Origin of the sequence: Nocardioides jejuensis, assembly GCF_004337475.1 — a bacterium.
GTDB classification, from domain to species: domain Bacteria; phylum Actinomycetota; class Actinomycetes; order Propionibacteriales; family Nocardioidaceae; genus Nocardioides; species Nocardioides jejuensis.
Window position 1 is genome coordinate 44551 of sequence record NZ_SJZJ01000003.1, and the last position, 25051, is coordinate 69601.

Below are 25051 nucleotides of genomic sequence, written 5' to 3' on the forward strand. Positions count from 1 at the left end.
GTCAGCCTTCGAGCGAGAGCGCGAGGACCGGGCAGGAGTTCACGGCGGCGAGGACCATCTTGCGGTCCTCCTCCGGCGGGTTCTCGTTGTGGATGATGACCTGGTCGTCGTCATCCACCTCGAAGTAGTCGTGCGCCATGGACTCGCACATGCCGAGCCCCTCGCACTTGTCACGGTCGACGACGATCTTCATCAGTTCAGCGCCTTCAGGGTCTCGGGGTCGACGGGGACGAAGTCGATCTTTTCACGGACGCCGCAGTCCGGGCAGAACCAGTCCGACGGAATCTCGGCCCAGGCCGTACCGGCCGCGAAGCCCTGGTGCTCGTCACCGACCTCGACGACGTACGTGTAGGAGCAGCCGGGGCACTTCGCCGCGAGGACCTCGCCCGACTGGTCCTGCGCGAAGGTGTCCTCGTGCAGGTTGTGCACCGCCGGCGGCGGGAACATGGCGAAGTACTTCGCCTCCTTGCCCGGCTTGATGTTGGCCAGCGTGATGTCGCCGTCGAGGTGCTCGAGCACGCGGTGGTCCATCACCTTGCGCCACAGGGGCGGGACGAGGGCCAGGTTGATCATGCCGGCGTAGCCGGTCGGCAGGGCCGGCGACTCCTTGAAGTCACGCAGGGCCTGGTAGCGACGCGTCGGGTTCGCGTGGTGGTCCGAGTGACGCTGCAGGTGATACAGGAAGATGTTGGTGACGATGTTGTTGCTGTTCCAGCTGTGCTCCGGGAGCACGCGCTCGTAGCGCTGCTTGCCCTCGGGGCCGACCTTCTGGCGCTTGAGGCCGTAGTGCTCGAGGTAGTTGACGACCTCGAGCAGCGCGAAGCCGAAGACCACCGTGATCGGGATGAACGGCGCCACCTTCCAGCCGAAGAGCGCGATGATCGCGCCGTACAGGACCACCGACATGGCCCAAGCGTTGAGGACGTCGTTGCCGAGGTGGAACGGGTGCGTGCCCTTGCGCTTGTAGCGCTTGGCCTCGACCTCCCACGAGCTCTTCAGCGAGCCGAAGACGGTGCGCGGCAGGAACTGGTAGAGGTTCTCGCCCATCCGCGAGGAGGCCGGGTCCTCCGGGGTGGCGACGCGGACGTGGTGGCCGCGGTTGTGCTCGATGTAGAAGTGGCCGTAGAACGTCGGGGCCAGCGTGATCTTGGCGAGCCAGCGCTCGACCGACTCCTTCTTGTGGCCCAGCTCGTGCGCGGTGTTGATCCCGACGCCGACGACGCCCGCGATGGAGAGCGCCCACAGGGCCTGCATCCACCAGGTGATCGGGATCGAGGTCGCCATCAGGTTGGCGCTCAGGTGCTCGCGGCCCCAGTCACCGAGACCGAGGGCGCTGACCACGGTCTCGACCGGGTTGCCGCCGCTGATGATCTGGTAGCCACCGAAGAGGATCACGAACATCAGCGGGACGAACGCCATGACGACATAGCGGTAGTACTTGTCGTTCTCGAGCTCCTCGATCAGCTCGTCCGGCGGGTTGCTGCCGTCGAGACCGAACATCAGGTCGAGCGCCGGGATGATCAGGTTGATCAGGAGCGGGCCGACGAGCGTGAAGCCCCACCAGCCGCCACTCGCCACCCAGGCGACAGCGAAGACGATGCCGAAGCCGGGAACCATAAGGCCCCACAGCCACAGGTAGCGCTTCTTGTCCTTCCAGATCTCGGTCGTTCCTTCGGGAACGGTGCCGGCGACTGCCGCCATGGTGGTGCCTCCTCGTGTCCTTCTTTACAAACGTTTCTACCTTGTAAAGTCTTGACACCAAGGTCGCATCTGTAAACCGAAAGTGTCAATGACATGGCGTCCCGGTAACCGTGTGACGCCGGACACGTCAGGACTGTTACCGGATCGCCGCAGAAACCCCGGAGACAGTCGTCCCGCCGGACTGACACGCTGGGTCGCATGCCGACCACGCTCGCCGTCGCCGACCACCTCGACGCGCTCCGCGAGGGGCTCCTCGCCTTCACGCGGTACGCCGACCGGGCCGGCCTGCGCGCGGCCGTGCCGACGTGCCCGGAGTGGAACGTCCGGCAGCTCGTCGCCCACCAGGGCATGGTGCATCGCTGGGCGGCCGGCCTGCTGACCGGGCTCTCGACCGACACCGGCGCCCTTGAGCGCGAGGGTCGCACGGCGGTCGATCCCGTCGAGTGGCTGCGCGACGGCGCCATCGAGCTCGCGGCGGCGCTGACCCGGGCGCCCGAGACCGTCGCCGCTCCGGTCTTCCTCAAGGACGCTCCGGCGCCGCGCGCATTCTGGGCCCGCCGCCAGTGCCACGAGACGACGATCCACGCGGTCGACGCCCTCGCCGCCTCCCTCGGCGTCGCCCCGACCGCCGACCAGACCTGGATCGGTCCCGCGATCGCGCTCGACGGCATCGACGAGCTGCTCTGCGGCTTCCTGCCGCGATCGAAGTCGACGCTGCGCTCCGACGACCCGGTGACGTTCGCGGTCCGGCCGGAGCAGGGCGACCGCGGGTGGCTGGTGCGCGTCACGAGCGAGCCGGCGGTCACCAGCGTCCACGCCCGCGACGACGCGGCCCTCGACGGGGCCGACGTACAGGTCACCGGCGAGGCGGTCGAGCTCTACCTGCGGCTCTGGAACCGCTCCCCGGAGGCCTCCGGTACGCCGGGGGCGAACGTCGAGGACGGCATGGCGCTCTGGCACGAGAGGGCCCGCATCACCTGGTGACGCCGGGGCCCTCGCCGGGTCAGGGCGTGAAGCGGCGCCCACGCACCTCGGCGGGCTGCTGGTATCCCACCGGGTTGCGGTACTCCCCCAGCACGACGCGGACTTCCTTGCCCTCGCCGACGTGGAGCGCGATCTCGCCGTCGCCGATCTTCACGACGTCGCCGCGGACGACGTGCTCGGAGCCGTGCTCCTCGACCGCGAACCCCGGACGGGCCCGCACCACGTCCGCCGTCGCGAGCAGGACCAGCTGCCTCTCGCGAGCCGGCCGGAACTTCAGCGCAAGAGCGAGCATCGCCAGCAGGGCAAGGTCACCGAGCACCGTCATCACCAGGCCGAAGTTGCTGTGCACCTGGCCCACGACCCGGTTCACCCCCGGCTTGCCGTCGAGGTAGGTCGCCTCGATCGTCTCGCTCGCCTTCGCGTCCTGCCACGCCGACTCCGAGACGCGCGCGATGTAGGCACCGCGGCGCGGATCGGCGTCCGCCGGCAGGGTGTAGCGGACGAAGAACTGGGTCGGCTTCGCCTTCGGCACCGCATTGGTGTCGGTCACGGTCGCCTCGGTAGAGACGCCGACCTCGTCGAGGCGCCACCCGTTCCACACGCTCAACGCCGCAGGAAGGGTGAAGAGCAGGAGCAGCGCGACCACCATGAGGATGGCGGCCCGTCGGCTCGCAGCGAAGCGGTTCATGGGCGCCATCCAAACACGCGTACGACGAGGGCGGAGCGGGATGCCGCGGTCAGCCGAGCGACGTGCCCCAGGTGCCGGCGTAGGCGATCTCGGAGAGGGGCTTGCGGCCCGAGCGGTCCTTCTCGTGGACCTCGCTGGTCGCGGGGTCGCCGATCCGGCCAACGCCGATGCCCGTGGCGACGCGCCAGTGGTCCGGCACCCCGAAGGCCTCCGCGACGCCCTGGTGGTCGAAGCCGGCGAACTGGTGGACGTGCAGCCCCATCGACGCCGCCTGGACGGTCACGTGCGCGGCGGTCTGGCCGGCGTCGTACTCCGCCAGGTCGAGGTACGGCGTCTCCTGGTCCTCGGGGGCCGCGCCGGTCTGGAAGCAGACCACGATCACGGCACTCACGTTGGCGACCCAGCCGGCGTTGCCCTTCGACAGGTACGTCTGGAACTCGGTGAACGTCGGGTCCCCGCGCAGGCCGGCGAGGAAGGCCCAGCGCTGCGTGTTGCCGGCGCTCGGCGCCCAGCGGGCGGCCTCGAGCAGCAGGTGCAGGTCCTCGCGCGCGAGCTCGTGCGTCGGGTCGAAGACCCGCGGGCTCCAGCGGTCACGGAGGTACGGCGTCAGGTCGGCGTTCGGCATGCCGCGAGTGTAGGGAGCCGCGGGTCGGAGCCGCCGGTGGGAGCCGCGGGTCAGAGCGGCTGCCAGGCGAGCAGCCCCGCGACGGCGACCACGACGGCCGCGAGAGCCGCCTCCGCCCGCAGCGCGTCGGTGAGCGAACGGCCGCCCAGCCAGGCCGTGCGCATCCGGAGGCCCGCGGTGAGCAGCACCGCGACGAGGACCAGCTTGGCGGTGAGCATCGCCAGCCACATGGTGCGACCGTCACTCGCCGGTGCAGGAAGCACCAGCACGCCGGCGAGCGCAACCCCACTCGCGAGCGCGGCGCCGGCCGCCATCAGCGCCATCCGCTGCCACCGCGCGAACGCCTCGTCCGGCCAGGTCAGACGCGGTGCCGCCGCAGCGAGGGCCACGCCGCCGATCCACAGTCCGAGCGCCGCGAGGTGGATCGCCCCGAGCACCAGTCCGGTGCGTGACGCCATCGGATGCGAGGTGCCCGCAAGCGTGAGGACGACGACCAGCGCAGCGATGATCGCGACGTTCGTGGCCGCTCGGGAGGGACGCCGGATGACCGCCGCCCAGGCCACGAGAGCACCGAGACGGACCAGCGTCAGCCGCTGGAACGGCGTACGCGTCAGGACGTCGCGGGAGGGAAGGGCGTCGGACCACCCGCGCCCTCCTTCGTACGCCGGGTGGAGCAGCACGACGGTGGCCGTCGCGAGGACGGCGACCACCGCCGCCGCGAGCAGCAGGCGGCGCGGCCCGGGTTCGGCCAGCAGCTCGGGTCGGGCGCGCCGGAACGTCAGGCCGCCGAGGAGGACGAGCACCGCGAGGACGCCGAGCGTGTGGGCGTCGCGCAGGACCAGCACGAGCGAGCCGGGCGAGGCCGAGCCGTTGACCGTGCCCGATGCCCGCACCAGCGGCCCGTCGCCGACCACGAAGGAGAAGCGCGCGGTGGTCGGATGACCGTCCCAGCCGGAGACCGCGATCTCGACGACGTAGCTCGCGTCCGGAAGTCCCGCCGGCACCGCGACGGAAGCCCGACCGGCACCATCAGGCACGGCCGAGCCGAGCCCGACCGACTCGCCGTCGTGGAGCAGGCGGACCTTCGAGGCGTCGACAGGCTCGGAGACGTAGAACTCCAGACGCGTCGGCATCTCCGTGAGCCGGGCGCCGTCGAGAGGCGCGACCAGTCCGACCCGGACGTGCGCGGACGCAGGCCCCGACAGGCCGAGCTGCAGCGGCCCCAGGACCACCAGGACGAGGAGCAGAGCCCTCACGAAGGGACGCATCAGCGCCATGTCATCACCACCCCGAGCGAGTGAGACCGGGCATACCGGTCAGGTGCGCAGTGCCGAGATCACGCGACCCGTCAGGAGACTAGCCTCGAGGGGTCACGTCCGCTCATCTCGGGAGTTCTCGTGTTCCATTTCGCCCTGCCGCGTCCACACCTCGTCGTACGCCGCTCAGCGCTCGTCCTCGCCACCACCGGCCTCGGAGCCGGCCTGCTCGCGGCCGGTCCCGCCCAGGCCGTGTCGTCGTTCCACGCCGGGTGGGGCATCGCCCGGTCCACGGGCTCGACCTCGGCCGTCGCCTGCACCGACGGCTTCAACGGTCGTGCCTCCGACGGCCACCCGGTCCTGATCACCGCCGGCCACTGCGGCGCCAAGGGCACGCTCTGGGTGGCGGAGAAGGACTGGCACACCATCGGCCGCACCTCGCAGCGCGTCTTCCGCACCGACTCCACGGAGAACGACTGGAGCATCGTGCGGAGCAACGGCGCGTACGCCCTCGGCCCGACCGTCGTCGACGCCGGCACCGTCCGCTCGGTCGAGCGGCTCGGCAAGCCCGCGGTCGGCATGGCCGTGTGCTCCACCGGCCGCACGAGCGGCACGCGCTGCGGCCACATCACGCGGGTCAAGGCCGACGGCATCATCGTCACCGACCTGGTGTCGGACCACGGCGACTCCGGCTCACCGCTCTACCGGCGAATCCCGGGCAGCACCCGGGTCGCGGCGCTGGGCATCCTCAGCTACGGCGACGAGAAGAGCTACACGGCGTTCCAGCGGCTCTCGGAGATCCTGAACAAGACGGGCGTACGCCTGCGCCACGTCTGATCGGGCCACAGTTGATCGGGCCACGGTCCGGGGCAGCCCCCGGACAAGGAAGAAGGGCCCCGGTCTGCTGACCGGGGCCCTTCTCCATCACGTGCGCGAGGGGGGATTTGAACCCCCACGCCCTTTCGGACACTGGCACCTGAAGCCAGCGCGTCTGCCGTTCCGCCACTCGCGCGTGAAGCAGGCAGAACGTTATCCCAGCCGCGACTCTTCTCCCAAACCGGGGTCGGTGTGCCACGGGGGCTCCTGAGGCTGATGTGGATACGATCGCCGCATCATCGAATGCACAGAGACGGACGAGGAGGTGCCGATGAGCGGCCTGCAGCGCTTCGAGGACCGCCTCGAGCAGATGGTGGCGGGGGCTTTCGCGCGCGTCTTCCGCAGCGCCGTGCAGCCGGTGGAGATCTCCGCCGCGCTCCAGCGCGAGGTCGACAACAACGCCCAGGTGCTGAGCCGTGACCGGCGCCTGGTGCCCAACTCGTTCCACGTCGAGCTCAGCCCGACCGACCTCGAGCGCCTGGCGCCCTACGACACCACGCTCGCGGGCGAGCTCACCGACAGCCTGCGCGAGCACGCCGAGCACCAGAGCTATGTCTTCCCGGGCCCGGTGCACATCGACTTCGACGTCGCCGACGACCTCTCCACCGGTCGTTTCCGGGTCCGCAGCGCGGCGCAGGCCAAGGTGACGACGCACGCGTCCGAGACCCAGGTGGCGCGAGCGCGCTGGTTCCTCGAGGTCAACGGCGCCCGCAACCCGGTCAACGCACCCGGCCTGGTCGTGGGCCGTGGCACGGAGACCGACCTCCAGATCAACGATCCGGGCATCAGCCGCCAGCACGCACGCTTCTCCCTCTCGGGCGACCGCCTGACGGTCCAGGATCTCGGCTCGACCAACGGCATCCTCATCGACGGCAACCCGGCGCAGAGCGGCACGCTCTACGACGGCTCCGTCGTACGTCTGGGCAACACCACCGTGACCGTGCGCAGGGTGACCGACAGTCAGGATGGAAATGTCTGAGCTGACCCTCTTCCTGATCCGCATCGCCTACCTGGCCGTGCTCTGGATCTTCGTCCTGTCGGCGATCTCGGTGATCCGCACCGACATGTTCGGTGCTCGTCTCTCCTCGGGCCAGACCGCTCCGAAGGCTGCCAAGTCGAAGAAGCCTGCCGCTGCCAAGCCCGCGCCCAAGCGCCGCGGCGCGCCGACCCACGTCGTGGTCGTCGAGGGCGGCAACGCCGGCGAGCGTGCGGACCTCGAGCACGCCCCGATCCTGATCGGTCGCGGACCCGACGCGGCGATCCGCCTGGACGACGACTACGTCTCGACCCGCCACGCCCGGATCGCCGCCTCCGGTGACCAGTGGTTCGTCGAGGACCTCGGCTCCACCAACGGCACGTACGTCGGTGCCTCGCGCATCAACCAGCCCACGGCCATCTCCCTCGGCACGAAGGTCCGGATCGGCAAGACCATCCTCGAGCTGAGGAAGTGACCGCAGTGTCCGAGACCCCGGACGTCCCGGTCGACGAGCAGGTCCCTGCCCCCGAGACCCCTGCCCCCGAGACCCCTGCCGCGGAGGCCGCCGAGGCTCCGGAAGCCGCCGAGGAGGCCCGGCCCCTCCAGCTCCGGTTCGCCGCGCTCTCCGACGTCGGCCGCGTGCGCCGCGACAACCAGGACTCCGGGTACGCCGGCCCCTGGCTGCTCTCGGTCTGCGACGGCGTCGGCGGCGCAGCGCGGGGCGACATCGCCTCGAGCACCGCCGTCCAGCAGCTCCGTCGGCTCGACGAGCGGCCCGCGGGCGACCCGGTCGCCCTCGTGGCGGGTGCCCTGCACCGCGCCCACGACCGCATCGGCGAGCTGGTCGAGCACGACCCGGCCCTCAACGGCACCAGCACGACGGCGACGCTCGCCCTCTTCGACGGGCACAAGATCGCCATCGGCCACGTCGGCGACACTCGCGCCTATCTCCTGCGCGACGGCGTCCTGACCCGGCTGACCAAGGACCACACCTTCGTCCAGTCGCTCATCGACGAGGGCCGGATCAGCGAGGAGGAGGCGCGGGTCCACCCGCACCGCAACCTGATCCTCCAGGCGCTCGACGGCGTCCACGAGGCGGAGCCCGACCTCTTCTCCGAGGAGGTCCGCGCGGGCGACCGGCTGCTGCTCTGCAGTGACGGTGCGTGCGGCGTGCTCGACGACGACCGGATCGCCGACATTCTCGGCACCGCCACCCCCGACTTCGCCGCCGTCGAACTGGTCCGCGCCAGCCTCGAGGCGGGCAGCAGCGACAACGTCACCTGCGTCGTCGCCGACGTCGTGCTTGCCGACCAGGGCGACCCCATCGACCCGACTCCGCTCCTCGTCGGAGCTGCCGCGGAGCTGCCGCGCCGGCGTACCGGTCTGGCGGCGGCGGGCACGAGCCGCTTCCGGGGCCACCGCTCGGGCGACACCGGCGAGCTCGACCCCGTGCCCGCGGACGACCCCCCGGCGGGAGCCGGACGCGCCATCACCTCCGACCCGCTCGATCGGGATGAGGAGCTCCGCTACGCACCGCAGGCGCCGCGACGGTTCGTCTGGCTGAAGCGGCTCAGCGCCGCGGCGGTCGTGCTCGGCCTGCTCTGGATGGCTGCCGCCGGTGCCTGGTTCTGGAGCCAGAAGCAGTACTACGTCGGCGTGCACGACGGAGCAGTCACCATCTTCCGCGGCATCGACAGCGAGCTGCTCGGCGTCGAGCTCGGCACGGCGTACGAGCAGTCCGACCTCGCCGTCGCGACGCTGAGCGACTACGTCCGGGGCACCGTCGAGAACGGCATCGAGGCGCGCTCCCTGGAGGACGCCCGCCACGTGATCCAGAACCTCGCCGCCGAGCAGGGAGGCGAATGATGATGGGTCGCACCCCCAACGGGCAGCCGGGCTTCCTCGGTTTCGTCCATCGCCGGCGCCGTGGCGCCGAGCTCTTCCTGCTGATCCTGGCGCTCGCCGTCGGCATCGGTGGCTACGCCGCCGTCGGCATCGGCGTCGACGGTGCCGTGCCGACCAACATCGTCGGCTACGGCGGCTGGCTGGTGATCCTGATCGTGGCCTGCCACGTGGCGGTCCGCATCGCCGCGCCGTACGCCGACCCCGTGCTGCTGCCGGTCGTCGCCGCGCTCAACGGCCTCGGCCTCGCGGTGATCCGGCGCCTGGACCTCGCCCAGATCGACAAGGCCGCCGGCACCGGCAAGCCGCCGCACGTCTTCGCCAACGACCAGCTCGTCTGGATGACCATCGGCGTCGCGCTCTTCATCGGCACGCTCGTCGTGCTTCGCGACCACCGGGTGCTCCAGCGCTACACCTACACGAGCGGCCTCGCGGCCATCGTGCTGCTGCTGCTCCCGATGTTCCCGGTCATCGGGCGCGAGGTGAACGGCTCCCGCATCTGGGTGCACCTCGGCCCGATGAGCATCCAGCCCGGCGAGGTCGCCAAGGTCCTCCTCGTCGTCGCGGTCGCCGGCTATCTCGTCGTGCACCGCGATGCGCTGGCCCTGGCCGGACGCCGCTTCCTCTTCATCGACCTGCCCCGCGGCCGCGACCTCGGCCCCATCCTCACGATGTGGCTGATCGGCATGGGCATCCTGGTCTTCCAGCGTGACCTGGGCACCTCGCTGCTCTGCTTCGGCCTCTTCCTCACGATGCTGTACGTCGCGACGGAGCGCCCCGGCTGGCTGGTCGTCGGCGGGCTGCTCTTCGTGGGTGGCGCGACGGTCGCCTACTTCGTCGAGAGCCACGTCCACAGCCGCGTCGTCACCTGGCTCGATCCGTTCGGCGCCTGGGAGACCGGCTCGCAGCAGGTCGGCAACTCGCTCTTCGGCATGTCGTGGGGCGGCCTCCTGGGCCGCGGCCTCGGCGGCGGCCAGCCGTGGCGGACCTCCTACGCCGAGTCCGACTTCATCATGAGCGCTATCGGCGAGGAGCTCGGCCTGACGGGCGTCATGGCCGTCCTGCTCATGTACGGCCTCATCGTCGAGCGCGGCCTGCGCGCGGCGCTCGTGTGCCGCGACGGCTTCGGCAAGCTGGTCGCGACCGGTCTCGCCGTGGTCTTCGCGCTGCAGGTCTTCGTCGTCGTCGGCGGCGTGACCGACCTGATCCCGCTCACCGGCCTGACCACCCCGTTCCTGTCGTACGGCGGATCGTCGCTCGTCGCCAACTGGGTGATCATCGCGCTGGTGCTCCGCATCTCCGACCAGGCCCGGCGCCCGATCCCGGACCTCTCGTTCGACGAGCCCGCCGAGGTCGAGACCACCCAGATCGTCAAGGCGGTTCGTCCGTGAACAAGCCGATCCGCACGCTGTCGCTCTTCTGCGGCCTGCTCTTCATCGTCCTGCTCGGCAACGCGACGTACCTCCAGTACTTCCGCGCCGACTCCCTCGACAACAGCTCGCTCAACCGGCGCGTCATCGAGGCCTCGTTCGCCCGCGAGCGCGGCGCGATCCTCGTCGACGGCGAGCCCGTGGCCCGCTCGGTGAAGGCCGACGACCGCTACAAGTGGCAGCGCCGCTACCCCGGTGGCGCGCTCTACGCGCACGAGACCGGCTGGTTCTCCTACTTCTCGCAGTCGGGCATCGAGCACTCGCAGAACTCCGTGCTCTCCGGCGACGACTCGCGGCTCTTCCTCCCGCGTCTGGCTGACCTGATCGGCAGCGGTCAGCCGAAGGGCGGCAGCGTCGAGCTCACCCTCAACCCCGCGGCGCAGAAGGCGGCGTACGACGGCCTGCAGGCGCTCGGCACCGGCATCCAGGGCTCCGTCGTGGCGATCGAGCCGACGACCGGACGGATCCTGGCGATGGTCTCTCTGCCGTCGTACGACCCGAACCAGCTGGCCTCGCACGACCTGTCGAAGGTCGCTGCGGCCGACAAGCGGCTCGAGGGCGACAAGGCGCAGCCCAAGCTCAACCGCGCGATCCGCACGACGCTGCCCCCGGGCTCGACGTTCAAGCTGGTGACGGCGGCCGCCGCCATCGAGAACGGCCTGTACGACGAGGACTCGCAGGTGCCCGCCGGGGCGACGTACCAGCTGCCCCAGAGCACCTCGGTCGTCCACAACTCCACGGGCAGCGCCTGCAACCCCGCGACGATCACGCTCAAGTACGCACTCGAGTGGTCCTGCAACACGGCGTTCGCGAAGATCGCCAACGAGCTCGGCACCGCCAAGATGAAGAAGATGGCCGAGGCCTTCGGTTTCAACGACACCTCGCTGGAGGACCTCTCCGGCCAGGTCGCGAGCGTCTACCCCGGCAACCTCGACGCACCGCAGACCGGGCTCTCCGGTTTCGGCCAGTCCGACGTCCGGGCCACCCCGCTGCAGATGGCGATGGTCGCGGCGGGCATCGCCAACCGCGGCGTCGTGATGCGGCCGCACCTCGTCGACGAGCTCCGCTCCCCCGACTTCGACTCGCTCGAGACGATGAAGGCGAAGGTCTACAAGCGGGCGATCAGCTCCGCCGTCGCGCGCCAGCTGACCGACATGATGGTCGGCGTCGTCGAGGAGGGCACGGCCAGCACCGCCGCCATCCCCGGCATCCGGGTCGCCGGCAAGACCGGCACCGCCCAGACCGGACGCTCGGACATCTCCAACTACGCCTGGTTCACCTCGTTCGCCCCGGCCGACGACCCGCAGGTCGCCGTCGCGGTGATGATCCAGAACAGCCAGCGCTCCAACGGCGAGATCTCCGGTGGCGGCCTGGCCGGCCCGATCGCCAAGGCCGTCATGGAGGCGGTGATCAACAAGTGACCCCCGGACCCGAGAAGCGCTGGGCCGACGACCTCGAGCGCTACCTGCTCGAGGAGCGCATCGCGACGGGCGGCATGGGCGAGGTCTGGCGCGCGACCGACACGGTGCTGCACCGCCCGGTCGCGGTGAAGCTGCTCAAGGCCGAGCTCGCCGACGACCCCGAGTTCCGCGCGCGCTTCGAGACCGAGGCGCGCCACGCGGCGTCACTGCACCACCCGGGCATCGCCGCCGTCTTCGACTTCGGCAGTACGTCGAGCGCCGGCCACCCGCCGTACCTCGTGATGGAGCTGGTCGAGGGCCAGCCGCTCTCGGCCCTGCTGCGCAAGGGGCACCCGATGCCCGCCGAGCCGGCCCGCGCCCTGGCGGTCCAGGTCGCCGACGCACTGGGTGCCGCGCACGCCGCGGGCATCGTCCACCGCGACGTGAAGCCGGCGAACCTGCTCGTCACGCCCGACCGCCGCGTCAAGGTGACCGACTTCGGCATCGCGCGCGCCGGTGACGCGGTCGCGCTGACCCGCACCGGCCAGGTGATGGGCACGCCGCAGTACCTCTCCCCCGAGCAGGCCGAAGGTGGCCTCGCCACCGCGGCGAGCGACGTCTACTCGCTCGGCGTCGTGCTGTTCGAGGCGCTCGCCGGTGAGCGCCCGTTCGACGCGGAGTCGCCCGTCGCGACCGCGCTGGCCCACATTCGCCAGCCGGTGCCCGACCTGCCCGGCACCGTGCCCGCCGACCTGGCCGCGGTCGTCGCCCGCTGCCTGGCGAAGGACCCCGCGGCCCGGTTCAGGGACGGTGCAGCGCTCGCGGCCGCGCTCCGCGATCCGTCGACCGTGGCGCCGATGACCGTGCCGGTCGCGACCGGCCTCGGCGTACCCGTGGAGGCGCCGGCGACCTCGGTCATGCCGGCCGTCACGGCTCCGGTCGCTGCGGCCCCGCGCCCGGACGACCGCAGCGGCGGCATCCTGCTCTGGCTCCTGGCCATCCTCGTCGGGGCGCTCGTGGCCTTCCTCGCGTGGACCTTCTGGCACGACTCCGGCCGTACGCCGACCAACGAGCCGTCCACGCGGACGACCGTGACCGTCTCGTCGACGCCGACCGACACGACCGTCGAGCTCCCGGCATCGGTCTGCGTCGGCACGCTCGACGACGTGACCACCTCGATCACGAACCGCGGCCTCGTCGCGGATCCCCAGGAGCAGACCAACCCGGGCGATCAGGTCGAGGACCAGGTCATCTCCTGCACACCGACGGGTCCGCTCACCAAGGGCGATGACGTCACCGTGCAGTACTGGGGGCCGGCCCCGACGCCCACGCCGACTCCGTCGGACAGCGCGACGCCGACAGACACCGCAACCTCCACCGCGACGACGAGCCCGTCGCCGACAGACACCAGCAGCCCCCTGCTGCGGAAGGCACAGAACCAATGACGAACCAGGCAGGAGTCGTGGGCGGCCGCTACGAGCTCGGCGAGCTGCTCGGTCGCGGCGGCATGGCCGAGGTCCGCAAGGGCGTCGACACCCGGCTCGGTCGCGTCGTGGCGGTCAAGCGGCTGCGCACGGACCTCGCCAGCGACGCGACGTTCCAGCACCGGTTCCGGCGCGAGGCGCAGTCCTCGGCCTCGCTCAACCACCCGGCGATCGTCGCCGTCTACGACACCGGCGAGGAGCCGGCCATCGACGGCATCGCCCAGCCCTACATCGTCATGGAGTACGTCGCCGGGCGGACGCTGCGCGAGATCCTTCGCGAGGGGCGCAAGATCCTCCCCGAGCGTGCCCTCGAGATCACCTCGGGCGTGCTCTCCGCGCTCGACTACAGCCACCGCGCGGGCATCATCCACCGCGACATCAAGCCGGCCAACGTCATGCTGACCCCGTCCGGCGACGTGAAGGTGATGGACTTCGGCATCGCCCGCGCCGTCTCCGACGCCTCGTCGACGATGACGCAGACCGCTGCCGTCGTCGGCACCGCGCAGTACCTCTCCCCCGAGCAGGCCCGCGGCGAGTCGGTCGACTCCCGCTCGGACGTCTACTCCACGGGTTGCCTGCTCTACGAGCTCCTCACCGGGCGGCCGCCGTTCGTCGGCGAGTCGCCGGTCGCCGTGGCGTACCAGCACGTGCGCGAGCCGGCGCAGCCGCCGTCGACGTACGACCCGGACGTAACGCCGGAGCTCGACGCCATCGTGATGAAGGCGCTCACCAAGCGCGTGGAGGACCGCTACCAGTCCGCCGCCGCGATGCGTGCGGACATCGAGCGCCACCTGGCCGGCCACGCGGTGCAGGCTCCGCCGGTCGCCGCGGTCGCCCCGACCGCCGTCGTCCCCGTCACCCCGACGCCGTACGCCGGCAGCCACACCGCCGTGGGTCTCCCCCCGGTCCCCGCCGAGGAGCCGCGGCGTCGCCGCTGGCTCGTCTGGGGCCTGATCCTGATGCTGCTCGCCGGCCTGCTTGCGTACGGAATCATGACCGTCTTCGGAGACAAGGCTCCGGAGCAGACCAGCGTCCCGCGAGTCGTCGGCCTGATGCAGGCTGCGGCCGTGCGAACACTGACCGCCGACCAGTTCGTGCCCGACGTGACGACGGAGGCCAACCGCCGGGTCGACAAGGGCAAGGTCATCTCCCAGGACCCGACGGACGGTGGTCTCGCGGACATCGGCAGCACGGTGCACATCGTCGTGTCGGCCGGTCCGCCGACCGCGGAGGTCCCGGACGTCACCAACCGCTCCGTCGACGACGCGCGGCGGATCCTCGTGGACGCCGGCTTCAAGGTCGACACGGAGGACCGCCAGTCCGACCAGCCGAAGGACGAGGTCGTCGACCAGTTCCCCGTCGGCGGCCAGACCGTCGTCGAGGGCCGCAAGGTGACCCTGTACCTCTCGACCGGTCCCAAGCGGATCCCCCGCGTCGTCGGCATGAAGCAGGACGCCGCGTGCAAGGCGATCCGCGAACGCGGGTTCACCTGCAAGGTGGAGCCGTTCGCCTCGACGACGAAGCCGAAGGGCACGGTCGTCGACCAGCTGCCGGGCGCCGAGCAGGCGCCGGCTGGCACCTCGGTCACGATCTACGTGTCGACGTACGAGAAGCCGACGGAGTCGCCGTCCCCGACGACCTCGCCGTCGACGACTCCGAGCACGGATCCCGGCACGGGTGGCACCGGCGGCATCGGCGGGCTGTTCGGCAACTGAGCCGAAACCCGGGTTTTGGCGCACCGAAACCCGGGTTTTGACGCGTCGAGACCCGGGTTTGTGCGGTCTAGCTGACCGGCTTGGCGTACTCCGCGCGGATCGGTCCGGTGTACGGCTGCGCCACGAGGTCGGAGCCGGACTGCATGGTCCAGCCGATCGCGATGTCGGGCTCGGCTGCCTGGGCGCGGTAGACCTGCAGGTAGCCGTCGTCGGTGATCCGCTGCTCGATCGTGTCGACATCGCCGATCGCGGTGATCTCGTAGGGCTGCGGGAAGTACAGGCCGTTGACCTGGACCGTGCTACCCGCGCACTGGATGCCGGTCGTCGTCACGACCCGCTGGCCCTCGATCGTCACGGCCTTCGCGCCCGCGGCCCACATCGCGTTGACGACCGCCTGGATGTCCTGCTGGTGCACGACGAGGGTGTTGATGTCCTGGTCGCTCGACTCGCGCACCTCACGCGGCGCGTCGGAGAGGGTCACGGTCACGCCGTCCCCGGTGACCCGCTGCAGGCCGGCGGGGCCCTTGAGTCGGCGTACGGCAGCACGGGTCTCGCGCGAACCGCTGTCGTTGCGGCTCGCCGTCAGCGCGTCGATCTCGCGGGACAGGCGGCGGCTCTGGTCGCGCAGCTTGCGCAGGTCACGGTTCTGCACCTGGACCAGGCCGGCCAGGTCCGTCGTACGACCGGGGCGGAGGTCGGTGCCTTCGCTGTTGGCTGCGCTCACCGCGAAGAGGCCGCCGGCGAGAAGGAAGACCACGGGGGTCACGACAGCCCACGAGCGGCGCTGTCGGTGTGACGTGGTCATGCCCACTACGCTAGCCGGGGCCGCGTGAAGTTCGCAGCGGCCCCCGATCACTGGAGGACACGTGTCGAAGAGCAAGGCCACTGCAACGGCGCCGCAGGGCATCGACCCGCTCAAGGGACCGATCTTCTCGGTGCGCTTCCTCGTGTCCCTGCTCCTCATCGCGGCCGGCATCGCAGCCGTCGTGCTCTGGACGATCTACCTGCACGACACGTACTCCGCGACCGCCAAGGACCCCAAGCCGATCATCCCCGGCACCAAGGACCTGAAGAACTGGAACTGGGTGATCGGCTTCGGCCTGATCTTCGTCGGCCTGATCCTCGCCGCGCACCGCAAGACCCCGCTCGGCCGCGGGCGTGGCCCGGTCGTCGGCATGCTGGGCTGCTTCCTGATCGGCCTGATCTGGATCTGCACGTTCTACGTCTTCGCCAACAAGGCCCCGGGCGCCGATGGCGCGATCTGGCTGCTGTCCGACCTCCAGCAGTACAACCTGATGGTCGGCATCGGCTTCATGGCCGTGGGCTTCACCTACGCCACGAAGTGGGAGTGACCCGTCCCCCGTACGACGCTCCGAACGCCCCGCTCTTCCCGAGCGGGGCGTTCTGCATTTGTGCTTCTGACCTGCGGAATCACACACGTGTAAGTTATCCACAGGGTTTATCCACAGTGTGAATAACTCGGGCTGTGGAGTGCAGACGGTCGCCGAGCGTGTGCTCGGTGTTGGTACAGATCCACCGTCGCTAGGCCAGCAGATCTGTACCAACACCGAGCAGACAGATCACTGCCGCAGATCCGGCGCCCCGGGCGGGCGCGGCGGGCGGCCGCGCCGGTCCGAAGACGGACAGGCGGACGTGCCGACGCAAGATGCGTCAGGCGAGGGAAGCCGTGCGCAGGGCGAGGCCCCCCACAACGACGACGGCGTACAGCGCCACTCCGCCCCATTGCCACGCAGCTCGCTGCGGACCCTTCGGAGCGAACGCGAAGACTGCCATCAGCGCGAGGCCACCCAGGAAGCCACCGAGGTGGCCCTGCCAGGAGATCGAGCCGCGGCCGATGACGGTGATGACGGCGTTGATGCCGATCCAGCCGAGGATGCTCTGCACGTCGCCGCGGACCTTGAAGGCCACGACGAGCAGGGCGGCCATCAGGCCGAAGATGGCGCCGGAGGCGCCGAGAGTGGACGTGTACGTCGGGGCGAGCCAGTAGACGGCGAGCGAACCACCGAGCCCGGACAGCAGGTAGAGCGCGACGAAGCGCGCCCGCCCGAGCGCCAGCTCGAGCTGGGGGCCGAGGAACCACAGCGCCAGCATGTTGAAGCCGATGTGCATGACCTCGACGTGGGTGAACATGCTCGTCACGAGCTGCCACCAGGCGCCGTCAGCGACTCCGTGGATCCACGTGGCCGTCGGCGGGCACGTGGCCTCGGTCGCGGTTGGGTACGAGCCGCCTCCCTGGACGCAGCTGGCGCGCGGGATCAGGGAGAGCCGGGCCGCCCACAGGCTCGCCGCACCGCCGGTAGCGGTGATCAGCAGCCAGACAGCCGCGTTGATCGCGATCAGGACGCCCGAGGTCAGGCTGGGGTTGGCCACCCGCGCGCCGCCGTACGCCGACCGCCCGCTGCGGGTCTGCCGGGCGCCGTCCTTGACGCATTCGGGGCACTGGAAGCCCACGGCCGCCGAGCGCATGCAGTCCGGGCAGATCGGACGCTCGCAGCGCTGGCAGGAGATGTGCGTCTCCCGCCCCGCGTGCCGGTAGCACTGCGGGGCGGGAGTCACGGGGTCGCTCAAGGTTAGCGGGTGATCTCGACGGACTCGATGACGACCGGCTCGACCGGGCGGTCCATCGCGCCGGTGGCCACGCCCTCGATCGCGTCGACGACAGCCTTGGAGGCGTCGTCGGCGACCTCGCCGAAGATCGTGTGGCGGTTGGTCAGCCACGGCGTCTCGACCGTCGTGATGAAGAACTGCGAGCCGTTGGTGCCCGGGCCGGCGTTGGCCATGGCGAGCAGGTAGGGCTTGTTGAAGGAGAGCTCCGGGTGGAACTCGTCCTTGAACTTGTAGCCCGGACCGCCGATGCCCTGACCCAGCGGGCAACCGCCCTGGATCATGAAGTCCTTGATGATCCGGTGGAAGACCAGGCCGTCGTAGAACTTCTCGCCCGAGCGTCCGGCGTCGTCGGTGTAGTCCTTGGTGCCCTCGGCGAGGCCGACGAAGTTCTCCACCGTCGCGGGAGCGTGGTTGGGGAAGAGGTTGATCGTGATGTCACCCTTGTTGGTCTTCAGGGTGGCCTTCAGGTCAGACATGGCTGCCTCTCGGGGTCGAAGTCAATGCGGTCCTGAGCGTACAAGGGGCTGGCGACAGCCCGCGGCGTGCGGCAGGATCGCCGCATGGCGAAGCGCTCTGAGAAGGATCTGGCCGCGCTGCCCGACGAGTGGGCTCCGCAGATCGAGAAGACGTTCACGCAGTTGGCGACGACCGGTCCCAAGCTGATGAACAAGGGCCGCAAGCTCGCCAAGGAGAAGGGCGCGAAGGTGCCCAAGAAGCACGTCGGCCAGGCGCCCACCGGAGCCCTGACCAAGAAGATCGTCGTCCTCGGCGGCCTCGGCGCACTCCTCGTCATGGCCGTACGCCGAGCGCTCGGCGCCGGCGGCGACTGGCAGGTCGCCCCGCCCGCGCCCACCGAAGAGGTCGACTCCGACCTCGGCTGACGCGTCAGCCGACGAGCGCCGGCGCCTCCGCGCGGACCTTGGCCTCGACACGACGCTCGACCACGAAGATCAGCCCGGGGACGAGGCCGGCGAGCAGCATCAGGCCGAGGAACGTGTAGGTCCACCCCGCGCGCATCGACAGGATGAACGCCGCGACGACGTACGCCATGTAGACGTAGCCGTGGCCGACGGCGACGATCGGCGTCAGGGTCTCTCCGAACGACTGGATCGAGCCACCCTCGGGGAAGAGGTACTTGCAGATCATGCCGATCGTCAGCGCCACCAGCAGCGTGCCGACGACGTAGGCGAGGACCTTGTAGGCAGGGAAGAGCTTCACGGCCGAAACGGTACCTGCGCTGCCCTTACGCCGGTACGTCGTCCTCGTCACCCTCGTCGGCTGCCTCGCCGTCCGCGTCCGGGTCGGCCAGCACGTCGTCCATGAGCCAGCGCCACCACATGAAGACCACGAAGCCACCGAAGAACCACCACTCGATGGCGTAGAAGAGGTTCCGGATCGCGGAGAACCGCGGCGCCGGCGGCAGCTGGTCCAGCTCCGCACGATCCAGGCCGTGGTCGGTGTCGGAGGCGATGACGTAGGCGCCGTACAGGTCCTGGTCGACGAAGTGCAGGGCGTCGGCAATCCGCAGCTGCGGCAGGACGTCGTCGGTCGTGTCGGTGTCGACCTCGCCCGTGCCCTCGGCCGGCTGCAGCCAGCCCTTGAGCGTCATTGGCCCGGACGGAGCGGCGGGCACCGACGACTGCGACGGGGTCCAGCCCCGCACGACGGGCATCGCGGACTTCGTGCCGTCGACCGTCACCGGTGTCACGACCCAGTAGCCCTCGACACCCGCGCGCTCGCGCCCGCTCACCAGGAACGTCGACTTCGGCAGCCACCGACCCGCGAACGACACCGGCTGGCCGACGTACTGACCGGGGAACGGGTCGTCCGGCCCGATCGCCTTCGCGAGCGGGATCGCGGAGACCGTCGTCAGGTCGCGGACGGCGGCTTCGCGCTTGGTCTTCCACGCGTCGAGCTGCCAGACGCCGAGCATCACCGCGGCGGCGAGGAGCACCACCGCGAGGAGGTGGACGCCCCAGTAGCGAGGCGACAGCGGATGGGGCCGTCGTTCCGGGGCAGGTGGCACGCGACCAGCCTACGATCAGGGCATGACGACGCGGATCCACCACCTCGACTGCGGAACGATGCATCCCCTCGGCGCCCCGGGCGGTCGGCTGATGCCACGGCGCATGGTCGCCCACTGTCTCCTCGTCGAGCGTCCGGAGGGGCTGGTCCTCGTCGACGCCGGCTTCGGCACCGGTGACCTCGCGGACAAGAAGCGGCTGGGCCGCCCGTTCCTCAGCCTGGTCCGTCCGGACCTGGCCCCGGAGCAGACCGCGCGCGCCCAGGTCGCAGACCTCGGCTTCACCGTCGAGGACGTCACGGACGTCGTCCTCACCCACATGGACGTCGACCACGCCGGCGGCCTTGGCGACTTCCCGCACGCGCGCATCCACGTCGCGGCGGAGGAGCACCGGGCGGCGATGGACCCCGCGACCCTGCTCGAGAAGCGCCGCTACATCCAGGGCCAGTGGGCCCATGGGCCGCAGTGGCAGCTGCACGAGGCCGGTGGCGACGACTGGTTCGGGTTCAGCGGCGTGCGCGCGCTGGGCGACGACGTCGTCCTGATTCCGCTGCGAGGCCACACCCGCGGGCACTCCGGTGTCGCGGTGCGTACGCCGGAGGGCGGCTGGCTGCTCCACGCCGGCGACAGCTACTTCTGGCACGGCGAGCTCGAGCGGCCGCCGGCGTACAACTACGGACTCGTCGGCTTCCAGAAGCTGATGGCGGTCCACGAGAAGGAGCGCCGCACCAACCAGGAGCGCCTGCGCGAGCTGCGCGCCGGCCACCCCGAGGTGACCATCTTCTCGGCGCACGACGAGACCGAGTTCAACCACCTCGCCTGACGCAGAGCGTGGGGGCCGTGCTCAGACGAGCACGACCGCCACGCCGACCGCGCCGAGCAGCAGGCCAACCGCGAACCACCCGCTCACCACCCGTACGCCGTGGATCGCGCGGGCCGCGGCGATGCCCGCCAGCCACAGGATCGTGGCGATCACCGCGAGGGTCACCCGGCCACCGACGGCATCGGTCGGCAGGGCGAGTGCCGCAAGCAGCAGGCCGACCGCGAAGTGCGCGACCGTCACGACGGTGAGCGACGACATCACCCACCGCTGCACCTGCGTGAGGCTGGCGTCGTTGACCGGCCGCACGGGGTTGGCGGGATCCATGAGGTGGCGCGGCCGGCGCTGCTGCCCGGTGCTCATCGTCAGATCTCCACCGGGGCACCGATGAGGCTGCCGTACTCGACCCAGGAGCCGTCGTAGTTGCGGACCTTCTCGACGCCGAGCAGCTCGCTGAGCACGAACCAGGTGTGCGCGCTGCGCTCGCCGATCCTGCAGTACGCGATCACCTCGTCACCGCCGAGCACGTCGGCGTACAGCTCACGGAGCTCGTCGTCCGGGAGGAAGCTGCCGTCCTCGGCCGCCGACTTCGCCCACGGCACGTTGACCGCGGTCGGGACGTGGCCGCGGACCTGCGGCTGCTCCTGCGGGAAGTGCGCCGGTGCCAGGATCTCGCCGGAGAACTCCGCGGGAGACCGGACGTCGAGGATCGGCGTCGCGCCGATGGCGGCGATCACGTCGTCGCGGAAGGCCCGGATCGACAGGTCGACCGGACGCGCGACGTAGCGCGTCGCCGAGCGGAAGACCGGCGTCGACTCCAGCGGCCGGCCCTCGAGCTCCCACTTCTTCCGGCCGCCGTCGAGCAGGCGCACGTCCTGGTGCCCGTAGAGCTTGAAGTACCAGTACGCGTACGCCGCGAACCAGTTGTTGTCGCCGCCATAGAGGACGACGGTGTCGCCGTTGGTCACGCCCTTCGCCGAGAGCAGCGCGCTGAAGCCGTCCTGGTCGATGACGTCGCGACGAGCCGGGTGCTGCAGGTCAGCGCGCCAGTCGAGCTGGATCGCGCCGGGGATGTGGGTGATGCCGTGGGCGGCGGTGTCTTCGTCCACCTCGATGACGACGACGCTGCCGAGGTTCTGCTCGAGCCAGTCGCCGTCCACGAGGACGTCTGTGCGGGCCATGGGTGCACTCCTTTTTCGTTGGTGTACTAACGATTTGTACACCAAGCATTGGTACACTCACAACATGAGCCGCAGCACACCGCCGTCCCTCGAGGGCATCGACAACCCCCTCGCCCTCGAGCAGCAGGTCTGTTTCGCCCTGGCGATCGCCTCGCGCACCGTCATCGCCACCTACCGGCCGCTGCTGGAGCCGATGGGCCTGACCCACCCGCAGTACCTGGTGATGCTCGCCCTCTGGCAGCAGGAGCCACTCCGCGTCAACGAGCTCTCCCGCCTGCTCCAGCTCGACCCCGGCACGCTCTCCCCGCTGCTCAAGCGGCTCGAGGCGAGCGGCTACATCCGGCGCGAGCGCGACCCGCACGACGAGCGCGCGCTGGCCGTCGTACTCACGGAGAAGGGGCGCGCGCTCCGGGAGGATGCGCTCGCCATCCCGCCGGCGATCGTCGAGCGCCTGGGTCTGCCGCTCGATGAGCTGCTCGACCTGCACAAGCGACTGACCCAGGTGATCGCCGCCGCGACCAGCTGAGCCGTCAGAGCCCGGTCGGCTCCTCGACGGGTTCCACCGAGTTGCAGATCGCGAACGGCAGCAGGTCGTCGAGCGTCACCGCCGCTGCGGCGTACGGCGCCTTCGGGCGGAGCCCGATCCGACCTGTCGACGGATCGTCCAGCACCTCCGGGCGGAACCCGTCGGTGAACCCCGGCGCACTGCGGATCACCGGCCATGCCCGCGTGATGGCGACGCGCTCCACCAGGTCAGCCCGCTCGGCTCCGAACCGCGCGGTGGCCAGCCCATCGGCGAACGACACCGAGAACGCCGGGAGATCACCCAGGTTGCGCGGATCCAGCTCGCCGACGAGCGTCGCCTGGTCCTCGGCCGTCGCGTCCTCGCCGAGCGCCGTCCGCACCGGCACACATCCCCGCCGCAGGTACGCCGACTCGGCACCGCTGTCGGTCAGGTCCGGAAGCGCGGGGTCCGACGCCCAGACCGCGTCGCCCTCCCGGGCCACGCCCTTCACGAGCAGGTGCTGGTCAGCCATCACGGTCACCCCCGCCAGCGCCTTCTCTACGAGCGCACCCTCGACCCGTGCCATGGGCAACCCGGGCCGGAAGGCGACGACGTAGCCCGCGCCTTCGGGGCCGGTGAAGCGCACCTCCCAGTCCACGTCGTCCTCGGTGAAGCCGTGGTCGAGCCAGAAGCGCGAGTGGTCCGCCGCGAGCAGACCGTCCGTCAGCACGACAGCGTCGCTCCGGACCCGCTCCCAGAACGCCGACCGGTCCGCCATCAGGTCGTCGCTCGTCATCTCCGGTACGCCGAAGCGCGCCCGGATCGTGTCGAAGTCCGTCAGCGTGACGACCTCGGCGTCCGCGGGCACGAGGGCCAGTGCGCGCCACACCTGACCGGTCGGGTGCGCCGGCAGGGCGAGCTGCGAGGGGATCTCGGTTGGCGACGGCTCCGCCGTGACGGGCGCGGCAGGCGCACCGCAGCCGCTGAGCACCACGGCCGTCAGTGCCGCTCCGAGCAGAATCCGCACCGGTCGAGGGTAAGCGCTCGACCCATCTTGACCGGTGTCAGCCGGTGACCGCCCGCAGCTTCGGCCGGGCCACGACCACGTAGACGATCGTGCCGACGAGGCCGAGGAAGATCATCAGCAGGATGTGGACCAGCTGCTCCTGGCCGGCCGCCCGCCAGACGTCGGTCGGCGTACGGACTGCCTCGATGAGGACGAGCAGCCACCAGATGAAGCCGACGACGAAGACCAGGAAGACGACGAGCAGGAGGAGGGAGCCGAGGGGGATTGCCATGCTCCGACCATACGGTCAGACGAGGCTCGCGATGAGCTCCTCGATGCGCTTCTTGATCTCGTCGCGGATCGGCCGGACCGCGTCGAGACCCTGGCCGGCGGGGTCGTCGAGCTTCCAGTCCTCGTAGCGCTTTCCGGGGAAGTACGGGCACTCGTCGCCACAGCCCATCGTGATGACGACGTCGGAGGCCTGGACCGCCTCGGTCGTGAGCACCTTCGGAGTGTTGGCGGCGATGTCGATGCCCTCCTCGGCCATCGCCGCCACCGCCATCGGGTTGATCTCGTTGCCCGGCTTGGAGCCGGCGGACAGCACCTCGATGCGGTCGCCCGCGAGGTGCTGGAGATATCCAGCGGCCATCTGCGAGCGTCCGGCGTTGTGGATGCAGACGAACAGGACGGTGGGCTTGTCGCTCATCGAGGCGGGTCCTTCGGGTGTCAGGCGCTGGGCTGGGGGACTGATTCCGGAGTCTGCGTGAGGGTTGCAGCCGGGTAGAGCACGCGGACGAGGACGACCGCGAGGCCCGCGCCGACGACTTGCATCGCGAGGAACATCGGCACCGAGGCGGGCGCGATCCCGGCGAAGGTGTCCGAGAACATCCGGGCGAACGTCACCGCAGGGTTGGCGAACGACGTCGACGAGGTGAACCAGTACGCCGCGACGATGTAGCCGGCGACCGCGAAGGCGATGGTCTCGGTGCGGCCCGAGCGGATGCTTCCGAAGATCACGATGACCAGGCCCAGGGTGGCGATGACTTCCCCGATCCAGAGGCCGCTGCCTGAGCGGTCTCGCGTGGAGATCGAGATGGCGTCGAGGTCGAACATCAGGTTCGCGACGACGGCTCCGAGGGCGCCGCCTGCCACCTGGGCGGCAGCGAAGCACGCGGCGTCCCGCCACGAGACGCCGCCGAAGAACGCCTCGACCGCGGTCACGACGGGGTTGAACGCCGCCGACACCGGCTGCAGCGTCAGGATCAGCGCGACGAGCATGCCGCCGGTGATCAGGCTGTTGGCCAGCAGCTGCAGGCCAACGTCCGAGGTCAGGTTCGTGGCCATGATCCCCGAGCCGATCACGGTCGCGACGAGGAAGGCGGTGCCGACGAACTCTGCAGCGACCTTCCGGACAAGATCGTCCTGACGGGCGCTCACAGGCCGCCCCCGATCAGCGCCGCGAGGTCGGTGAGGGCCTCGGCCCGGATCGAGTAGTAGACCCACGTCCCACGCTTGGCGCGGTCGAGGAGGCCGGCCTCGTGCAGCACCTTGAGGTGGTGGCTGATCGTCGGCTGGGAGAGGTCGAAGGCGTCGTTGAGGTCGCACACACACGCTTCGCGACCGTCATGCGCCGCCACGAGCGAGAGCAAGCGCAGCCGGACCGGGTCGGCAAGCGCCTTGAGCAGCGGCACGATGCGCTCCGCCTGCTCACTGGTCAGCGGCTCCGAGACGAGCGGCGAGCAGCACGCCACCGTTTCGACGGGCGTGAGTTCCAGGACTGATTTCGACACGCATCTATGTTGACGGACATCTATGTCCGTGGCAATCTCAGATATCGACAACGATCTATGT

The 25051-nt window shown here is 70.4% G+C and carries 30 protein-coding genes and 1 tRNA gene; 13 read left to right on the top strand and 18 right to left on the bottom strand.

What is annotated here, in order from left to right; all coding sequences use genetic code 11:
- Position 1: 1 nt before the first annotated feature.
- Positions 2-193 carry a ferredoxin gene (locus EPD65_RS02810; RefSeq protein ID WP_165872858.1) on the bottom strand — a complete coding sequence of 64 codons (192 nt, stop codon included), beginning with the start codon at positions 191-193 and terminating at the stop codon, positions 2-4.
- The gene (locus tag EPD65_RS02815) at positions 193-1701 is read right to left on the bottom strand and encodes a fatty acid desaturase (RefSeq protein WP_131581646.1); all 1509 of its coding nucleotides are present in this window, start codon (positions 1699-1701) and stop codon (positions 193-195) included. Before EPD65_RS02815 ends, EPD65_RS02810 begins: the two co-directional genes overlap by 1 nt.
- A 198-nt stretch (positions 1702-1899) precedes the next feature.
- Between EPD65_RS02815 and EPD65_RS02820 the strand changes: the two genes are divergently transcribed.
- The gene (locus tag EPD65_RS02820) at positions 1900-2685 is read left to right on the top strand and encodes a maleylpyruvate isomerase family mycothiol-dependent enzyme (protein WP_131581647.1); all 786 of its coding nucleotides are present in this window, start codon (positions 1900-1902) and stop codon (positions 2683-2685) included.
- Between the two features lie 19 nt (positions 2686-2704).
- On the opposite strand, the gene EPD65_RS02825 is transcribed toward EPD65_RS02820, so the two are convergent.
- Genes EPD65_RS02825 through EPD65_RS02835 form a run of 3 tightly spaced genes read right to left on the bottom strand, consistent with a single transcriptional unit; the run spans position 2705 to position 5254 of the window.
- Positions 2705-3373: a hypothetical protein gene (locus EPD65_RS02825; RefSeq protein ID WP_131581648.1), complete on the bottom strand. Its 669-nt coding sequence runs from the start codon at positions 3371-3373 to the stop codon at positions 2705-2707.
- 49 nt (positions 3374-3422) lie between these two features.
- Positions 3423-3998 (bottom strand): nitroreductase family protein, encoded by a 576-nt coding sequence (locus EPD65_RS02830; protein ID WP_131581649.1) that lies wholly within the window; start codon positions 3996-3998, stop codon positions 3423-3425.
- A gap of 50 nt (positions 3999-4048) precedes the next feature.
- A complete protein-coding gene (locus tag EPD65_RS02835) occupies positions 4049-5254 on the bottom strand; it encodes a copper resistance CopC/CopD family protein (RefSeq protein ID WP_165872859.1) in 1206 nt (401 codons plus the stop codon).
- A gap of 141 nt (positions 5255-5395) precedes the next feature.
- Here EPD65_RS02835 and EPD65_RS02840 point away from each other — a divergent pair, with 141 nt between their 5' ends.
- The gene (locus EPD65_RS02840; protein ID WP_131581651.1) at positions 5396-6091 is read left to right on the top strand and encodes a S1 family peptidase; all 696 of its coding nucleotides are present in this window, start codon (positions 5396-5398) and stop codon (positions 6089-6091) included.
- 92 nt (positions 6092-6183) lie between these two features.
- Here EPD65_RS02840 and EPD65_RS02845 read toward each other — a convergent pair.
- Positions 6184-6266: transfer RNA gene (locus EPD65_RS02845), tRNA-Leu, on the bottom strand.
- A gap of 135 nt (positions 6267-6401) precedes the next feature.
- On the opposite strand from EPD65_RS02845, the gene EPD65_RS02850 reads away from it, so the two are divergent.
- Genes EPD65_RS02850 through pknB form a run of 7 tightly spaced genes read left to right on the top strand, consistent with a single transcriptional unit; the run spans position 6402 to position 15037 of the window.
- Positions 6402-7109, top strand: a complete 708-nt coding sequence (locus tag EPD65_RS02850) for an FhaA domain-containing protein (RefSeq protein WP_131581652.1) — start codon at positions 6402-6404, stop codon at positions 7107-7109.
- Positions 7102-7581: an FHA domain-containing protein FhaB/FipA gene (locus EPD65_RS02855; protein WP_131581653.1), complete on the top strand. Its 480-nt coding sequence runs from the start codon at positions 7102-7104 to the stop codon at positions 7579-7581. The genes EPD65_RS02850 and EPD65_RS02855 overlap by 8 nt, the downstream gene beginning before the upstream one ends.
- A gap of 5 nt (positions 7582-7586) precedes the next feature.
- Entirely contained in the window at positions 7587-8972 is a 1386-nt protein-coding gene (locus EPD65_RS02860) for a PP2C family protein-serine/threonine phosphatase (protein ID WP_131581654.1), read from the top strand.
- Positions 8972-10399, top strand: coding sequence for an FtsW/RodA/SpoVE family cell cycle protein (locus EPD65_RS02865; RefSeq protein WP_131581655.1), 1428 nt, complete (start codon positions 8972-8974; stop codon positions 10397-10399). The genes EPD65_RS02860 and EPD65_RS02865 overlap by 1 nt, the downstream gene beginning before the upstream one ends.
- The gene (locus tag EPD65_RS02870; RefSeq protein ID WP_131581656.1) at positions 10396-11859 is read left to right on the top strand and encodes a peptidoglycan D,D-transpeptidase FtsI family protein; all 1464 of its coding nucleotides are present in this window, start codon (positions 10396-10398) and stop codon (positions 11857-11859) included. Before EPD65_RS02865 ends, EPD65_RS02870 begins: the two co-directional genes overlap by 4 nt.
- A complete protein-coding gene (locus EPD65_RS16400) occupies positions 11856-13283 on the top strand; it encodes a protein kinase domain-containing protein (RefSeq protein WP_207891386.1) in 1428 nt (475 codons plus the stop codon). The genes EPD65_RS02870 and EPD65_RS16400 overlap by 4 nt, the downstream gene beginning before the upstream one ends.
- A complete protein-coding gene (gene pknB / locus EPD65_RS02880; RefSeq protein ID WP_131581657.1) occupies positions 13280-15037 on the top strand; it encodes a Stk1 family PASTA domain-containing Ser/Thr kinase in 1758 nt (585 codons plus the stop codon). Before EPD65_RS16400 ends, pknB begins: the two co-directional genes overlap by 4 nt.
- 67 nt (positions 15038-15104) lie before the next feature.
- Here the strand turns inward: pknB and EPD65_RS02885 are convergent, their stop codons facing one another.
- The gene (locus EPD65_RS02885) at positions 15105-15842 is read right to left on the bottom strand and encodes a DUF881 domain-containing protein (protein WP_165872860.1); all 738 of its coding nucleotides are present in this window, start codon (positions 15840-15842) and stop codon (positions 15105-15107) included.
- Between the two features lie 61 nt (positions 15843-15903).
- On the opposite strand from EPD65_RS02885, the gene EPD65_RS02890 reads away from it, so the two are divergent.
- Entirely contained in the window at positions 15904-16389 is a 486-nt protein-coding gene (locus EPD65_RS02890; protein ID WP_131581659.1) for a cell division protein CrgA, read from the top strand.
- 319 nt (positions 16390-16708) lie between these two features.
- On the opposite strand, the gene EPD65_RS02895 is transcribed toward EPD65_RS02890, so the two are convergent.
- Together EPD65_RS02895 and EPD65_RS02900 are read right to left on the bottom strand one after the other, a co-directional pair.
- Complete coding sequence (locus EPD65_RS02895; protein ID WP_243640412.1) at positions 16709-17614, bottom strand: rhomboid family intramembrane serine protease; 906 nt, start codon at positions 17612-17614, stop codon at positions 16709-16711.
- 14 nt (positions 17615-17628) lie between these two features.
- The gene (locus tag EPD65_RS02900; RefSeq protein WP_131581660.1) at positions 17629-18141 is read right to left on the bottom strand and encodes a peptidylprolyl isomerase; all 513 of its coding nucleotides are present in this window, start codon (positions 18139-18141) and stop codon (positions 17629-17631) included.
- 84 nt (positions 18142-18225) lie between these two features.
- Between EPD65_RS02900 and EPD65_RS02905 the strand changes: the two genes are divergently transcribed.
- On the top strand, positions 18226-18546 hold the full coding sequence (locus EPD65_RS02905; protein WP_131581661.1) for a hypothetical protein: 321 nt from the start codon (positions 18226-18228) through the stop codon (positions 18544-18546).
- A gap of 4 nt (positions 18547-18550) precedes the next feature.
- Here EPD65_RS02905 and EPD65_RS02910 read toward each other — a convergent pair whose 3' ends face one another.
- Together EPD65_RS02910 and EPD65_RS02915 are read right to left on the bottom strand one after the other, a co-directional pair.
- Entirely contained in the window at positions 18551-18883 is a 333-nt protein-coding gene (locus tag EPD65_RS02910) for a DUF3817 domain-containing protein (protein WP_131581662.1), read from the bottom strand.
- A gap of 25 nt (positions 18884-18908) precedes the next feature.
- Entirely contained in the window at positions 18909-19691 is a 783-nt protein-coding gene (locus tag EPD65_RS02915) for an SURF1 family protein (RefSeq protein WP_131581663.1), read from the bottom strand.
- Between the two features lie 22 nt (positions 19692-19713).
- On the opposite strand from EPD65_RS02915, the gene EPD65_RS02920 reads away from it, so the two are divergent.
- A complete protein-coding gene (locus EPD65_RS02920) occupies positions 19714-20511 on the top strand; it encodes an MBL fold metallo-hydrolase (protein ID WP_131581664.1) in 798 nt (265 codons plus the stop codon).
- Between the two features lie 21 nt (positions 20512-20532).
- Here the strand turns inward: EPD65_RS02920 and EPD65_RS02925 are convergent, their stop codons facing one another.
- Together EPD65_RS02925 and EPD65_RS02930 are read right to left on the bottom strand one after the other, a co-directional pair.
- Positions 20533-20871 carry a hypothetical protein gene (locus EPD65_RS02925; protein ID WP_131581665.1) on the bottom strand — a complete coding sequence of 113 codons (339 nt, stop codon included), beginning with the start codon at positions 20869-20871 and terminating at the stop codon, positions 20533-20535.
- A 2-nt stretch (positions 20872-20873) separates the two neighbouring features.
- Positions 20874-21689: a sulfurtransferase gene (locus EPD65_RS02930; protein ID WP_131581666.1), complete on the bottom strand. Its 816-nt coding sequence runs from the start codon at positions 21687-21689 to the stop codon at positions 20874-20876.
- Between the two features lie 64 nt (positions 21690-21753).
- Here EPD65_RS02930 and EPD65_RS02935 point away from each other — a divergent pair, with 64 nt between their 5' ends.
- On the top strand, positions 21754-22215 hold the full coding sequence (locus EPD65_RS02935; protein ID WP_131581667.1) for a MarR family winged helix-turn-helix transcriptional regulator: 462 nt from the start codon (positions 21754-21756) through the stop codon (positions 22213-22215).
- Between the two features lie 4 nt (positions 22216-22219).
- On the opposite strand, the gene EPD65_RS02940 is transcribed toward EPD65_RS02935, so the two are convergent.
- From EPD65_RS02940 to EPD65_RS02960, 5 genes are read right to left on the bottom strand one after another with little or no spacing between them, the layout of a single operon-like run.
- Positions 22220-23221, bottom strand: a complete 1002-nt coding sequence (locus EPD65_RS02940; protein ID WP_131581668.1) for a hypothetical protein — start codon at positions 23219-23221, stop codon at positions 22220-22222.
- A 37-nt stretch (positions 23222-23258) separates the two neighbouring features.
- Positions 23259-23492 carry a hypothetical protein gene (locus tag EPD65_RS02945; RefSeq protein ID WP_131581669.1) on the bottom strand — a complete coding sequence of 78 codons (234 nt, stop codon included), beginning with the start codon at positions 23490-23492 and terminating at the stop codon, positions 23259-23261.
- Positions 23493-23507: 15 nt separating this feature from the next.
- The gene (locus EPD65_RS02950; protein WP_131581670.1) at positions 23508-23906 is read right to left on the bottom strand and encodes an arsenate reductase ArsC; all 399 of its coding nucleotides are present in this window, start codon (positions 23904-23906) and stop codon (positions 23508-23510) included.
- 20 nt (positions 23907-23926) lie between these two features.
- Positions 23927-24637, bottom strand: a complete 711-nt coding sequence (locus tag EPD65_RS02955) for an aquaporin (RefSeq protein WP_131581671.1) — start codon at positions 24635-24637, stop codon at positions 23927-23929.
- On the bottom strand, positions 24634-24990 hold the full coding sequence (locus EPD65_RS02960) for an ArsR/SmtB family transcription factor (protein ID WP_243640413.1): 357 nt from the start codon (positions 24988-24990) through the stop codon (positions 24634-24636). The genes EPD65_RS02955 and EPD65_RS02960 overlap by 4 nt, the downstream gene beginning before the upstream one ends.
- Between the last annotated feature and the right edge of the window lie 61 nt (positions 24991-25051).

What these genes read in the sequence shown, in the direction of transcription:
- pknB (WP_131581657.1), top strand. Translation starts at nt 13,280, where the DNA reads ATGACGAACCAGGCAGGAGTCGTGGGCGGCCGCTACGAGCTCGGCGAG.
- EPD65_RS02935 (WP_131581667.1), top strand. Translation starts at nt 21,754, where the DNA reads ATGAGCCGCAGCACACCGCCGTCCCTCGAGGGCATCGACAACCCCCTC.
- EPD65_RS02830 (WP_131581649.1), bottom strand. Translation starts at nt 3,998, where the DNA reads ATGCCGAACGCCGACCTGACGCCGTACCTCCGTGACCGCTGGAGCCCG.
- EPD65_RS02850 (WP_131581652.1), top strand. Translation starts at nt 6,402, where the DNA reads ATGAGCGGCCTGCAGCGCTTCGAGGACCGCCTCGAGCAGATGGTGGCG.
- EPD65_RS02945 (WP_131581669.1), bottom strand. Translation starts at nt 23,492, where the DNA reads ATGGCAATCCCCCTCGGCTCCCTCCTCCTGCTCGTCGTCTTCCTGGTC.
- EPD65_RS02815 (WP_131581646.1), bottom strand. Translation starts at nt 1,701, where the DNA reads ATGGCGGCAGTCGCCGGCACCGTTCCCGAAGGAACGACCGAGATCTGG.
- EPD65_RS02930 (WP_131581666.1), bottom strand. Translation starts at nt 21,689, where the DNA reads ATGGCCCGCACAGACGTCCTCGTGGACGGCGACTGGCTCGAGCAGAAC.
- EPD65_RS02820 (WP_131581647.1), top strand. Translation starts at nt 1,900, where the DNA reads ATGCCGACCACGCTCGCCGTCGCCGACCACCTCGACGCGCTCCGCGAG.
- EPD65_RS02900 (WP_131581660.1), bottom strand. Translation starts at nt 18,141, where the DNA reads ATGTCTGACCTGAAGGCCACCCTGAAGACCAACAAGGGTGACATCACG.
- EPD65_RS02855 (WP_131581653.1), top strand. Translation starts at nt 7,102, where the DNA reads ATGTCTGAGCTGACCCTCTTCCTGATCCGCATCGCCTACCTGGCCGTG.
- EPD65_RS02950 (WP_131581670.1), bottom strand. Translation starts at nt 23,906, where the DNA reads ATGAGCGACAAGCCCACCGTCCTGTTCGTCTGCATCCACAACGCCGGA.
- EPD65_RS02920 (WP_131581664.1), top strand. Translation starts at nt 19,714, where the DNA reads ATGACGACGCGGATCCACCACCTCGACTGCGGAACGATGCATCCCCTC.
- EPD65_RS02810 (WP_165872858.1), bottom strand. Translation starts at nt 193, where the DNA reads ATGAAGATCGTCGTCGACCGTGACAAGTGCGAGGGGCTCGGCATGTGC.
- EPD65_RS02885 (WP_165872860.1), bottom strand. Translation starts at nt 15,842, where the DNA reads ATGACCACGTCACACCGACAGCGCCGCTCGTGGGCTGTCGTGACCCCC.
- EPD65_RS02905 (WP_131581661.1), top strand. Translation starts at nt 18,226, where the DNA reads ATGGCGAAGCGCTCTGAGAAGGATCTGGCCGCGCTGCCCGACGAGTGG.
- EPD65_RS02865 (WP_131581655.1), top strand. Translation starts at nt 8,972, where the DNA reads ATGATGGGTCGCACCCCCAACGGGCAGCCGGGCTTCCTCGGTTTCGTC.
- EPD65_RS02925 (WP_131581665.1), bottom strand. Translation starts at nt 20,871, where the DNA reads ATGAGCACCGGGCAGCAGCGCCGGCCGCGCCACCTCATGGATCCCGCC.
- EPD65_RS02825 (WP_131581648.1), bottom strand. Translation starts at nt 3,373, where the DNA reads ATGAACCGCTTCGCTGCGAGCCGACGGGCCGCCATCCTCATGGTGGTC.